The organism is Paenibacillus sp. FSL R7-277 (assembly GCF_000517965.1).
GTDB lineage: Bacteria > Bacillota > Bacilli > Paenibacillales > Paenibacillaceae > Paenibacillus_AQ > Paenibacillus_AQ silagei.
In genome coordinates, this window is record NZ_ASPX01000021.1 from 12,828 (window position 1) to 26,019 (window position 13,192).

11 protein-coding genes are annotated in these 13,192 nt (G+C 54.0%); 3 read left to right on the top strand and 8 right to left on the bottom strand.

The window, feature by feature from the left end:
- Positions 1 to 9: 9 nt before the first annotated feature.
- Both C173_RS08395 and C173_RS08400 read right to left on the bottom strand, forming a co-directional pair.
- Entirely contained in the window at positions 10 to 708 is a 699-nt protein-coding gene (locus C173_RS08395; RefSeq protein WP_036723999.1) for a hypothetical protein, read from the bottom strand.
- Entirely contained in the window at positions 698 to 976 is a 279-nt protein-coding gene (locus C173_RS08400; RefSeq protein ID WP_036724000.1) for a hypothetical protein, read from the bottom strand. The genes C173_RS08395 and C173_RS08400 overlap by 11 nt, the downstream gene beginning before the upstream one ends.
- A 209-nt stretch (positions 977 to 1,185) precedes the next feature.
- On the opposite strand from C173_RS08400, the gene C173_RS08405 reads away from it, so the two are divergent.
- Positions 1,186 to 1,542: a hypothetical protein gene (locus C173_RS08405; RefSeq protein WP_036724002.1), complete on the top strand. Its 357-nt coding sequence runs from the start codon at positions 1,186 to 1,188 to the stop codon at positions 1,540 to 1,542.
- Between the two features lie 91 nt (positions 1,543 to 1,633).
- Here C173_RS08405 and C173_RS08410 read toward each other — a convergent pair whose 3' ends face one another.
- The 5 genes from C173_RS08410 to rfbH all read right to left on the bottom strand — a co-directional run bounded on the left by C173_RS08410 (position 1,634) and on the right by rfbH (position 6,501).
- On the bottom strand, positions 1,634 to 2,032 hold the full coding sequence (locus tag C173_RS08410; protein ID WP_036724004.1) for a MerR family transcriptional regulator: 399 nt from the start codon (positions 2,030 to 2,032) through the stop codon (positions 1,634 to 1,636).
- 177 nt (positions 2,033 to 2,209) lie between these two features.
- Positions 2,210 to 3,307, bottom strand: coding sequence for a glycosyltransferase family 2 protein (locus C173_RS08415; RefSeq protein WP_036724005.1), 1,098 nt, complete (start codon positions 3,305 to 3,307; stop codon positions 2,210 to 2,212).
- A 10-nt stretch (positions 3,308 to 3,317) separates the two neighbouring features.
- The gene (rfbG, locus tag C173_RS08420; protein ID WP_235191821.1) at positions 3,318 to 4,418 is read right to left on the bottom strand and encodes a CDP-glucose 4,6-dehydratase; all 1,101 of its coding nucleotides are present in this window, start codon (positions 4,416 to 4,418) and stop codon (positions 3,318 to 3,320) included.
- Entirely contained in the window at positions 4,400 to 5,176 is a 777-nt protein-coding gene (gene rfbF, locus C173_RS08425; RefSeq protein ID WP_036724006.1) for a glucose-1-phosphate cytidylyltransferase, read from the bottom strand. Before rfbF ends, rfbG begins: the two co-directional genes overlap by 19 nt.
- Entirely contained in the window at positions 5,173 to 6,501 is a 1,329-nt protein-coding gene (gene rfbH / locus C173_RS08430; protein WP_036724007.1) for a lipopolysaccharide biosynthesis protein RfbH, read from the bottom strand. Before rfbH ends, rfbF begins: the two co-directional genes overlap by 4 nt.
- A gap of 436 nt (positions 6,502 to 6,937) precedes the next feature.
- Here rfbH and C173_RS08440 point away from each other — a divergent pair, with 436 nt between their 5' ends.
- Positions 6,938 to 10,057: a hybrid sensor histidine kinase/response regulator gene (locus C173_RS08440; RefSeq protein ID WP_235191822.1), complete on the top strand. Its 3,120-nt coding sequence runs from the start codon at positions 6,938 to 6,940 to the stop codon at positions 10,055 to 10,057.
- 42 nt (positions 10,058 to 10,099) lie between these two features.
- The gene (locus tag C173_RS08445) at positions 10,100 to 11,233 is read left to right on the top strand and encodes a response regulator (RefSeq protein ID WP_036724012.1); all 1,134 of its coding nucleotides are present in this window, start codon (positions 10,100 to 10,102) and stop codon (positions 11,231 to 11,233) included.
- Between the two features lie 287 nt (positions 11,234 to 11,520).
- On the opposite strand, the gene C173_RS32770 is transcribed toward C173_RS08445, so the two are convergent.
- A complete protein-coding gene (locus C173_RS32770; protein ID WP_051477917.1) occupies positions 11,521 to 12,702 on the bottom strand; it encodes a hypothetical protein in 1,182 nt (393 codons plus the stop codon).
- Positions 12,703 to 13,192 lie beyond the last annotated feature (490 nt).

The following is a 13,192-nucleotide window of genomic DNA, read 5'->3' on the forward strand; positions in this document are numbered from 1 at the left end:
AAAAGCACCTTATAGGGAGTACTTCAGGTTGGACGAGATTCTGATCCCCTGATAGTCAACGGACGGCTGGCTATTCATAGATTGCGTACTCTTCGGCTGCTGCCGTTCCACCGACTTCTTCGGCTGCTGCCGTTCCGCCGTCTTCTTCGGCTGCTGCCGCTCCGACGCTTTCTTCGGCTGCTGCCACTCCGCTGCCTTCTTTGGCTGCTGCCACTCCGCTGCCTTCTTCGGCTGCTGCGGCTCCACTACCCTCTTTGGCTGCTGCGGCTGGATAGCAGGCTTCAGCTGTTGCCGCTGCTGCCGCTTGCGTTCGCTGGCTGCGCGCACTCCTACTGTCCGTCCTCGCTTCTTATGGGACGTCCGCTTGCGCGTGGCCTGCGCGGAGCGCCGCTGGATGAACCGGACGGACTTACCCGTATTATAGAGATATTTGCCCCCGGATACATAGGCATCTGCAGGACGGATTGTCTGCTTGATAACGGTGGATACCTGCTCCCGATGCTCCGGTTCTTGCCTCTCAGCCTCCCGGCCTGTGGACTGAGCTCGTTCAAGCAGCCGTTCTGTCTCGCGCATGAACAGCGCCAGCTCGTCATCCGCATTGACCGAGAGCCGCAGACAAGCCTGCTTCAGCTGCTCCATCTGTCCCATTGTTTTATGAATCGCCTCTACCAATAGCTCATCCTCCGATTTCCGGGCTTCAGCCTTCATACCCATTTACCTCTCGCACCAGCCGTCTGCTGGTTTCCAGCGTCCGGCAGATCATGGCCTGATGCTGGGCCAGGGCCGTGATGATTCTGGCCACCGCCTCCTGCAGGGCGTCAAGCCCCCCCATCTCTAATTCTTCTTCCCAGCCGTATTCATCATCATACATATATTCCAGCTTGCGGATTTCAACCGCGATCAGAGCCGAGACCGCTTCTTCCTCCAGCGCCGCAGCCAGAATAATCGCTTTGATCAACCGTTCCCGCTGTAGCATCGCTTCATCCCCCCCGCTGCCTGCTTTGATTTAGTTACTGTTATATATATGTGCTTTTGACTTGTCCCTATCACCATTTGTCCCAGGTATATCGGATTTGGCGGATTTCAGAGAATAACAGGAATAGGACAATCTGTGCCTGAAGTATACATAGCTATGACTAGATAATTAAGCGCAAAGCAACCTTTCACGTTTTGGAGGAGATCTGCATGTCAATGCCCCACATCCCCAATATAACTCCCGATATCTCGCTTACGCGGGAGGAAAGCATCTCTCTCCTGCTCACCTCTATCGCAATCAACGAGATGTCTTTGTCTCACATTATCAATGCAGAAGCAGAAGCGATGCAGGCCTTCGTGCTGTCTAATCCCGGAAATATGAACTTTGTCAACATGATCCAGTTGAATAATACAACCGCCAGATTGCTCGAAGAGATTACCAAGGGCCAGTGGCTTAGTCTCAGCAAGATGGACCGGATTCTGCGTTTGCTGAGTGACTCTGGTGCCTTGTCGGCGCGATTGCTGGAAGAAGAACTAACTACTGAAATTGAGGAAGATGAAGAATAGCGGGCAACCGTCATTCTTTCTCGCGGCTAGAAATGGACAAGCCCTGATCATGAAGGGAGCCGCTCGCAGAATTCTCCCAAGTTTGTGCAGCCTATTGAACCTTCCAGTGATTGAGATGATCCGCAATCCGGATCAGCTCATTGGCCAGGGAGGAGAGCGAGGCCACAAGCTGCTGCTGTCTGTCCGGCTCCGGGGCCTCGTCCATACGGTTTTCCGTTCGCTCTGGTACGGGAAGCTCTTGTTCACTTTTACTGTACATCGGGAATCCCTCCTCGATCAGCAGGCGCACAATGGTGCTTAGATGATAGCGTTCCATGCGCAGCTCACTGATTCGTTTTAACAGTTTCAGAGTTTCATAGGGATAGAGCACCTGATCTCCTTGGCGGGTCCCCGGGACGAAGTAAGAGAAATATTCCAGCCATCTCTTCACTGTGGTCGGAGGCAATTTCGATAAATTAATGATTTCCAGTTGGGTGTAATGGCGTACCATAACATCACTCCTTTATTTTAGGTGGACTTATTTACTTTAATGGTATTCATGTGCCTCGCAATAAATGTGTAAAAATACCTATTTATCTAATTATCGTCCTGCAAAATAAATAGACAGGCCCGTTCCGGAGAACGTTGCCTGTCTATTATGCAGCCTTGGAAGCAGCAGATTACCTGCTTAAGAGACTTTAAATAATTCGCTGAAGGAATCACCCAGGAGTTCTTTATAATATTTCCGGTTATGCAGCATACTTGGGTGTGTAGGATAATAGAATAGTGCTGTCTCATTATGATAATTAGCCTTCATGTACTGACCCAGGCGGTCATAGCATACGCACAATTGCAGATGTGGCACCCAGGTGGTAGAGGTCATATCCTGAAGTCCCAGGGTAGATCTTCGCGGCAGCGTAATCGCCTGTTCGAACCAGTAGATCGCCCGCCCGAACTCTCCAGCTTCTACGAATTCACTTCCCAGGCGGCAGCAGAATTCGGAACGGGGGATATCATAGTTCAGGGTACGATACAGCGCGCTCATTTTCCCGGACTTGTTGTTCAGATGCCCGTGGCATTCCGCCATCTTCAGGCAGGCCTGATAGTTATCCTCAACCCAGCCCTGGCCGGTCTGCAGGAACTTCTCGTAATATTCCAGCGCTTCTTCATGGATCGCATGATCTCGGAGCTCGTTCGCGAAGTAGTAGAGATCACGCGGCGAGAACTCCTCGCCCTTGGCCAGACGCCCACGGTAGATTCGCAGGTTGCGGTCCGTATGAACCTTATCCTTCTTATGAGTAATACAGACATCGCTATCTATGGTATTGCCGGCAACCGCCAAATACTCATGCACCGGTCCGATCCACTGGAAGCCGCAGTCCCGGCGGACCAGCCGGTTGCGTCTCAGGCTTGAGGTTACTTTGCCCTCGCTGTCGAAGGCCAGATTGTAGGGCATAGTCACAGACTGGTACTGCGGAGATAATGTCTCCTTCAGCTTTTTGAAGCGCACCCGGTCGATTTCCTCAATGGTATCATCTGCATCCAGCCACAGAATATAATCCTTAGTCGCCTTGCTGAAGGCTTCGTTGCGTGCTGCCGCGAAATCGTCAATCCATTCAAAATCATAAATCACTGCACCATATTCCGCAGCAATCTCCTTGGTCCGGTCCGTGGAGCCTGTGTCGACAATGACGATTTCGTCCGCAATATCCTTCACACCATCCAGGCACCGGCCCAGGCCGTTCTCTTCATCGCGCACAATCATACATAGACTGATAGTAATCATTAGTGCCCTCCTATAGGTTCTGTGTCATATATTCGCGAATCTGCTGCTCGCTGATGTTCCGCATATCCTGCCCTGCATCCAGCGCTCTCTGCCATTCCACCGTCTTCTGCAGAGCCTGCTCAACACTCCAGCGGGAGCGCCAGCCCAGCAGGCGGCGGGCCTTGGTGCTGTCAAGCTGCAGTTCACCAGCCTCATGCAGCCCGGAGATACCAGTGATATCAATACCCGCTCCCTCTCCCCAGAGCGCTGCGAGCCGGACGGCCACCTTCTCGACACTGTGAACGCTCTGCTCCTCAGGGCCGAAATTCCAGGCGGCAGCATACTCCGCCCCCTCCTGCACCAGCTTCTCGGCCAGCAGCAGATAGCCGCTAAGCGGCTCAAGCACATGCTGCCAGGGTCGCGTCGCCGCCGGGCTGCGCAGCAGCGGCCTCAAGCCAGCGGCGAATGACCGCAGGCAGTCCGGCACCAGCCGGTCCTGGGAATCATCGCCGCCCCCGATGACATTCCCCGCCCTGGCGGTAGCGACAGCCACGCCATGCTCGGCATAACGCGCCGGATGGAAGTAGCTGTTGCGGTAAGCCTGCGTCACCAGCTCGGAACACGCCTTGCTGGAAGAGTAAGGGTCATAGCCGCCCAGCGGATCGGTCTCGCGGTAACCCCAGATCCATTCACGGTTGTCATAGCACTTATCCGTCGTAACGTTAACGACAGCTTTAACAGGGATCCCGGAATCAACCGAGCTTGCGACCGCCTCCAGCAGATTCACTGTTCCCATCACATTCACCTCGAAGGTATCGGCCGGGAACTGGTAAGAGGTGCGGACCAGCGGCTGGGCAGCCAGATGGAATACCACCTCCGGGGCCGCTTCCCGCAGCGCTGCATCCAGGCGCTGCCGGTTCCGTACATCCCCCCAGACCGTATGGACCTCAGGCGCAGCTCCGATCAGCGGGAAGAGCTTATACTCATCCCGGTCCCAGGCATAACCGCTGACGCTTGCGCCCAGCATCGTCAGCCACCGGGTGAGCCAGCTTCCCTTGAAGCCGGTGTGTCCGGTTACGAAGACACGCCGCCCCTTCCAGAATCTCGCCGCTGTCAGTTCGTTCTCATCCACGGGAGTCCTCCCTCCCGCCACAGCTCCTCCAGATAACGCTTGTCGCGGAGTGTATCCATCGGCTGCCAGAACCCGTGATGCTTGTAAGCCCTTAGCTCATCCCGCGCTGCCAGCTCCCGGAGCGGCTCCTGCTCCCAGACGGTGCTGTCACTTTCGATTAGAGAGAATACCTCGGGCTCTAGTACGAAGAAGCCGCCGTTCACCCATCCTTCGTCCCCTTTGGGCTTCTCTACGAATCCGGTTACCTTGGTATCCTCTGCTAGGTCCAGCGCACCGAAACGGCCCGACGGCTGAACAGCAGTCACAGTCGCCAGCTTCCCGTGAGAGCGATGGAAGTCCAGTAACTGCTGTATATTAATATCCGCAACACCATCCCCATAGGTCAGCATGAACGGTTCATTTCCGATGTATTTCTGGACTTGCCGGATTCTTCCGCCAGTCATCGCTTCTTTGCCTGTGTCCGCGAGCGTTACCTTCCAGTTTCGCAGCTGACGGTTATGGCGGGTGATCTGGTTGCCATTACCGAAATCGAAAGAAATATCCGAGCTCTGGAGATAGAAGTCGGAGAAATATTGTTTAATGACATGCCCCAAATATCCCAGGCAAATGACAAAATCATCGAAGCCGTAAGCAGCATAATTCTCCATAATATGCACCAGCAGCGGCTTGTCGCCGATCTCAATCATCGGCTTGGGCTTCACATCGGTCTCTTCACTGATCCGGGTCCCGTAGCCCCCGGCCAGAATGACTACCTTCATCTTGTTACCTCCTTACCTTTCAGCAAGCCCAGCAATACCTCGGCAGTATAATCCAGCATCTCTGTCGAAAGTCCCGGATAGATTCCCACCCAGAACGTATCGTTCATGATCCTGTCCGTCTGAATGAGCGGCGCGGCGACACGGTGCGCCACACCGGAGTAGGCAGGCTGCTTGAGCAGATTCCCGGCGAACAAGAGCCGGGTGCCAACCCGCGCCTTCTCCAGCCTGCGCACGATTTCATTGCGCGTGAGGGGCGCATCCTCCCTCACGGTCAGCGGGAAGCCGAACCAGCTCGGATCACTGCGCGGCGTCGCCTGTGGAAGAATAAGCCATTCCTCCGCAGGCTTCAGCGCTGCCTTCATATAGTCAAAGTTACGTCTGCGTGCAGCATGGAACCCTTCCAGCTTCTCCAGTTGGGAGACTCCGATGGCGGCCTGCATATCTGTAGCCTTCAGATTGTAGCCAATGTGGCTATACGTATATTTGTGGTCGTATCCGGCAGGCAGGTCTCCCTTAGTCCAGTCAAACCGCTTGCCGCAGGTATTGTCGGTTCCCGGCTGGCACCAGCAGTCCCTGCCCCAGTCACGGAGCGATTCGACAATTTTTTTGAGCCTGGCACCGGAGGTGAGTACCGCTCCGCCCTCGCCCATGGTCAAATGATGGGCAGGGAAGAAGCTGACCGTGGCCAGATCGCCGAAGGAACCTGCCGGCCGGCCTTCATACAGTGATCCGACAGCATCGCAGGTATCCTCAATCAGCCACAGTCCATGCCGGTCCGTGAATGCCTTAACACTGGCCAGATCGAAGGGATTGCCCAGTGTGTGCGCCAGCATGACCGCTTTGGTACGGGGGCTGAGCGCGGCGTCCAGCTGAGCTGTATTTATATTGTAGGTGGGCAGCTCAACATCGACGAATACTGGAATAAGTCCATGCTGTATCAGCGGATTGACCGTGGTTGGAAATCCGGCGGCAACGGTGATCACCTCATCGCCCGGCCGCAGCCGGCGTTCGCCGAGCAGCGGCGAGGTAAGTGCTGCGACAGCAAGCAGATTCGCGCTCGAACCCGAGTTAACCAGCAGGGTATGCTTTCTCTCCATAATCTGGGAGAACCTGCGCTCGAATTCGCCAGTATACCTGCCCGCTGTCAGGTGGAAATCAAGTGAAGCATCCACCAGACTCATCAATTCTTCGCCATCGAACACCTTGCCGCTTACCGGCACGTAATCGCGTCCAGGTACGAAGGACCGGCCGGGCCAACGAATGTCGTAATATTCTCCTGTCAGCTTCAGAATTTGCTCACGTAAGGTTGCAGCTTCTGTGGGCAAAAGCTCCCCTCCTTTAACTAATGGTTTTCATTTAGTGGTTTTGTCGGACTTGGTACATCATTTATATGCAGACCGGAGGTTAAATACGATTAGAATTAACTGGAATTTTAATTCCATTTTTGTTCAGTTCTTGTCTATGAGGGTTCTCTATAATGGGCTTGACTTGAAACGATACCGTTATGGAGGGATGCATACATGGGAAGACTCAGAGCCATCAATGAAAGAAAATGTACGAAAGAGGACTGCAACAGAAGACACTATGCGAAAGGGCTGTGCAAGCAGCACTATTGGCCTGCCTGGAAAGCAGGACAAAAGAACGAGTCTGATTCTGACATAAACCGCCAGGATCATTCACAGAAGCCCCTCCGGATTGTCACAGAATTTATTTAATTTTTTTAGAGGTTCTGCCTTTGCTTTGTCGAATTCTTACTGAATGATGAATAAAAATTCCAAATATTACATGAAGCATCTGACGTTAATCGTGATATATATGACTCTGTTATTGGGGATGCAAAGGGCGTGGCAGCAGATTTTTGCCTTGCCGGAGCAGCCCAGTGCGGATGCAGGCGTGCTTGATTTACGCGGCTGGACCTTCAAGGATGCCCATTCGCTTGTCCTCGACGGGACATGGGAATTTTATCCTAACCGTCTGGTCAGCGAAAGCGATATCCGCTCAGGCGCCGCCGGAGCCGCTGTCCCTGTAGAGGTACCCGGCAACTGGAAGGATTCCCTGTCCGGTTCCTCTCTGGGCTATGGCACATTTGCCCTCCGCATTCTGGTCGATCAGCCGCTGGATGAGCCCTACAGCTTCTGGGTCCAGCAGATCCAGGCTTCTTCCCGGATTGAGATTAACGGCCGCCCCCTTCAGGCTATGGGTCAACCCGCAGCGCGCAAGGAGCTGTACCATCCCATGGCCATTCCCTATGCCGTTCACTATCTCCCCCCGGAAGGGACGAAGGACATGCTTGTCCTGATCCAGACTGCCAATTATGAGCATGGGGAGAAGGCAGGCATTTCCTATTCCATCCGTTTCGGCGCCCAGTCTATGGTTCAGAAGGAGCGCTGGTACTCTACCTCTTTTCAGTTAGCTACGATCATCATCCTTCTTCTGCACGCGCTGTATGTCTGTATTCTGTACCTGCTTGACAAAGAACACCCGTCTCTGCTCTTATTTGCGCTTATGTTGATCATCATAGCCGTCTCCATCGCAGCGGATAATGACGTCCTGCTGTTCCTTGTGCTGCCGCTGAACTATACCTGGGGAATCAAGGTCAAGCTGCTGTCTTATGTATGGATGGTCTTTTTCATGCTGCTGCTTACCTACAAATTCTACAGTGCCCAGGCAGTCAGCCGGGCCTTCAAGGTGTACAGCTTGCTTCTTCTGCTCTATACACTTTGCCTTTGCTTCCTTCCGATTCATATCGTTCTGTCCAATGCCACTATTTATTTCAGCCTCCTGTATATGATCCCCCCCTGCTGGATGTTTGTGCTATTCGGAATTATGGTCTATAAGCAAAAAAAAGACGTCGGGTTCCTTACCTTCATCGGCTCCTCGATTCTATCCGGGGTGATTTGGGGAACCACGGTGAATAGTTACCGGAAGAATCTTCCGTTCTACTCCATAGATATCCTGGCTGCTATCGCCGGTTTCTCTGCCTATGCCCTGAAGCAGTATATCCGGCGGTCCAATGAGAACAGGCAGCTCTATGAACAGCTGCTGCAAGCGGACAAGCAGAAGGACCGGTTCCTGATGAATACCTCGCATGAGTTGCGGACACCGCTGCACGGCATGATGAGCATTGCCCAGTCGGAATACGACAAGAAGCGGGCAGCCTCCCCGGATGAAGAAGCCGGAGACCTGGAGCTGCTGGTACGCATCGGACGGCAAATGTCACAGCTGCTGGATGATCTGCTGGATCTCACCCTGCTGCGGGAGAACCGGATGGTCCTTCATCCGGTGCCGTTATCTGTCTATACTACAGCGGCAGGAGTTGCGGATATGCTCCGTTACTTAACGGACGGCAAGAACCTGACGCTTCATGTAAGCGTATCCGCTTCGCTGCCGCGTGTATGGGCCGATGAGAAGCGGCTGATCCAGATTCTCTTCAACCTGATACATAATGCCGTGAAATGGACCGAGCAGGGAAGTATCCTTGTGACTGCCGAAGAAGCGGACGGGAAGCTGCTGATCAGCGTGGCTGACACAGGTGCGGGGATGGAGGAAGAAGCGCTCGCGCGTATCTTCCTTCCTTATGAACAGGCAGGCGGACAGGACCGTGGTGGCCTGGGTCTGGGCCTCGGCATTACCCGGCAGCTGGTGGAGCTGCACGGGGGAAGGCTGACCGTGGAGTCCAGGCTTGGGGAAGGCTCGGTCTTCCGCTTCACCCTGCAGCTGGCTGACGAAGCCTTTTTCACGGATGAGCAGTTCGGCAGGATGGAAGCAGTGGAAGCGCCGGGCGCTGCATACACCGGCCGGAGTGTCCATGTGCGCAATAAGGACGAAGAGCCATTCCTTGCGGGAGTGCCTCCGTCCCCCTCCGGCTTGGATACGGAGGGAGCCGAACTGAAGATACTGGCTGTTGACGATGACCCGGTTAATCTCCGGGTGCTCGCGACCATTTTGCATGAGGATATCTATCAGTTGACCTCTGTGTTAAGCGGGGAGGAAGCCCTGATCCGGCTGGAGGAGGAATCATGGGATCTGCTGATTACCGATGTGATGATGCCCGGCATGTCCGGCTATGAGCTTACCCGCCGGGTAAGGGAGCGTTATCCGGTGTCAGAGTTACCGGTGCTGCTGCTGACGGCACGTGCTATGCGTGAGGAGATCTACTACGGATTTCAGCAGGGGGCTAATGATTATGTGACTAAGCCGGTAGACAGCCTGGAATTGAAATACCGGGTTACCGGGCTGGCGCGGCTGAAGCAGACCGTCGCTCACAGCCTGCGGCTGGAGATGGCTTACCTCCAGGCGCAGATCCGCCCTCATTTCCTGTTCAATGCCCTGAACTCCATCGCCACGCTCAGTACCATTGATCTCTGCCAGATGCAGCAGCTGATTGAGGCCTTCTCCTCCTACCTGCGCTCAAGCTTCGACCTGATGAATACCGGTACACTGATTCATTTGAAGCAGGAGCTATCGTTAGTGGAGGCCTATTTATATATTGAGAAGGTGCGGTTCGGCGAACGGCTGGAGGTCAAGTGGGAACGGAATTATACCGGACTGCTGCGGGTTCCCCCGCTGATCTTGCAGCCGCTGGTAGAGAATGCTGTCCGTCACGGGCTGCTCAGTCTTATAGAGGGAGGCCTACTTACTATCCGCATTGAAGAGGAGGAGGAGCATGTCCGGCTTGCGGTGCAAGACAATGGCAGAGGCATGGAGCAGGCGCACATTAACCGCCTGCTGATGAAGCATAAAGACAAGAGCTCCGGTATCGGGATATGGAATACGAACCGGAGGCTGATTGAACGCTACGGGCAAGGCTTGTCCATTCAGAGCCGTCCCGGCTTTGGAACCACCGTCTCCTTTATGATTCCACTCCGGCGTATCGAGTGAACCATTCTCCATCCGCTATATCCTGTACAAGGAGGTGCTACAATGCTTAGGGTAGTGCTGATCGATGATGAACGACTCGCCCTGATTCAGCTGGAATCGACGCTCAGGGCGCTGGGATCGACCATTGTAACGGCAACCTATACCAACCCCCAGCTGGCTATGAGCGAAGCGGCCGGCTGGGAGGCAGATATTATCTTTCTTGATATTGATATGCCGGGGCTGAACGGCATGGAGGCTGCGAAGCAGCTGGAGGAGAGCTGTCCCGGCTCAGCCATTGTATTCGTCTCCGCCCATAACAGCTTCGCGCTGGAAGCCTTCGAGGTCAGCGCGCAGGATTATCTGCTCAAGCCGGTCTCCAGGGAACGGCTGAGCCGGACCCTCCAGCGAATCAGGAGCCGGAAGATCAACCAGCTTCACACGGACAAGCCGGACTCGCTGCTGATCCGCTGCTTCAATGCCATCCAGTTCGAACGGGGAGGTGTTCCTATCCGGGATTTCCGCTGGCGGACTTCCAAAGCCCAGGAGCTGTTCGCCTTCCTGCTGTATCATCATGACCGGATTATCGTCAAGGACAAGCTGGTCGAGCTGCTCTGGCCCGAGGCATCATTCAAGCGTGCCTCCACTCATCTGTATACGGCCATCTACCAGATCAGGCAATCGCTGAAACGGGCCGACATCGGCCTTGTGATCAGCAATGCGAGCGTAGGCGAGGGGTATATGCTGGAGAGCGGCGACGCGCAGATCGATGCGGTGCTGTGGGAGGAAGGTGTCGTCTCCCTGGACCCGGTGGATGATTATAACGCCGCGGAGCATGAGGAGCTACTGAAACTCTATACCGGCGATTACCTGGGGGATTATGAGTATCTGTGGGCCGAGAGTGAACGGCAGCGGCTGAGAAACCTCTCCCTGCAGCATGCCACAGAGCTGGCTGACTATTATACCGTCAAGGATAATATCACCAAGGCGGTCAACACCTATCAGCGGATTGTGGAGCTGCATCCCTACCACGAGCCAGGTTACCTGGCACTCATGGAATTCTATAACCGGCTGGGCGAGCTGAGCTTCGTACAGGAGCAATATGAGAAGCTCCGCAGCCTGCTCTGGCGGGACCTGAAGCTCACTCCATCCGCCAAGGTCGAGCGCTGGTATGCCAACTGGAAGCGTCTATATACTTGATTCCGTGCCGGAACTTCGGCGATTACAGAATCCATACAAAAACGGTATGCCGCCCCCCGGTCAGGGGTTAGGCATACCGTTTCTTGTTGCACCCGCAGCTTCCATTATAGCGGCAGGACCTGCGCATGCGCGCTGTCCCGTCCTTTCAGTGAAAAGCTGCAGGACATGCGAATCCGCTGACATCACCGGTGTACACTAATTCTTGTGCAGTAGCTACCCATGCCAGTCGGACCCTCACTTTTTCAATGTACCCGTTATGGGGAACTTAAAACGCTCTGGCGCAAGATTTAGAAATTCATGTAGACCACCGTATAATCGGGAAAACCCTCCATCCATTTCACAATCGTCTTCGGCAGCTTGCTGGTGCCAGGAACATTCGTATAGAACCGCACGAAGGTCTCGGGAATCTCCTCTGAATCAGAGGCTTCATCCGAATCGAGCGCAGCTGCCCAGAAATGCCCCTGCTTATCATACATGATGATGGCTTCCGTAAGGGTGAACAGCCCTCTCACGCCGCCCTCTACCACCTTTGCCCCCTTGCCGTCCAGATCCTTCGGTTCATCCAGCAGCTGCATACTGTACAGGAACAAATCATAATCTTCTCCTACCAGCTTACGGAAGGCTTTATCATCTGCGGCCGTCTTGAAGACACCGGTATCCCGCAGCGTGTAGACGGTCTCTTGCGGGTCTCTTGTATAGTGGCCGGTGTAGGTTACATTCGCCCCGGCAGAATACACCGGCGAAGGGCTGGTGACATACAGATTGCCATTCAGCAGATAGAAAAAGACTACGGAACCGTCCTCTTCCTTGTAGACAGCCATCCGTTTGCGGATTACTGCCGATTCTTCATACAGCTGACCGGAATGGGCGCCATCGTAAGCATCCAACGAGAAGATCAGCTTATCACTCTTCACATTGCTGAATTCAACATAAGATCCGAAGAAGGGCGAATAAGTCTCCATATACCACTCTCCGCTCCAGTCCGCTGCTGCCGGCACCTTGGCGCTGGCTGCGGCGGCAGCCGTCAAAGCTTCTACCGGCAGCTGGCGGGTGCCGTCCGGGTTGCTCCATACTCCGGCGAAGCCGGTGCCGGGAATCCACCAGCCTTCGAAATGGCCTGTTTCCTTGCCCTTCGCATCGTATTCATACATATTCGCGTATTTGCCGCTGACTGTACCAGTGAGTCTGATTGTCTTCTTGTATTTATCATAATAATAACTTCCGGTCAGCTTCCCGCCGCTCTCCACCTTAATGGACATATGAATCGGCAGATTTCCGTTGATCGCGCCGGTCAGCGGCACCAGCCCGTTCGTGGCCAGACTCTGGGCGGGTGAAGCGGCAGCGGCCACCGTCCCGGCCGGTGCAGCCTTCGCCTCGGCGGGAGCAGCCTTTGCCCCCGGCGGCACCAGAATGGCAGGCAGCAGCAGCGCGGCCGCCAGCAGGGTACTGATTTTACGGATAATTCTCACTATAACCCCTCCCTTTCGCAACCATCTATAACAGCTACGTTACACTGTATGCCATCAATTACCCTTTTACAAGCAGGTAGAAAATAGCCCCGCTATATTAATTGCACTTATAATTTCACCAATCACAGGCTGAGGACAATCGAATGTTGAATAAAGGCCAGTTTTCATCCAGAACACAACATTCCACTGTATGAAATACAATAGAATCCCATTTTGCGGTCAGTTATGCATTTTCTATTGCAGGAAATACAATCAACTACTTAAATTTATGAGTAGAAGTCAGCTACGGGTGCGGTATCAGCCTAATGTTAGCTCAACGTTCATGCTCAGCCTTTAACGCCCCTGAGGTTCATTCTTACAGTTTTAAAGCTGATGTTGTACCATCAATACCTGGGATTCTCACCTTTTAACGAAATTTATTTTCAGAAGTTACATTACCAACCTTAGGGTAATTCTATATACATATACCAAAATTCACGTAGGAGATGAT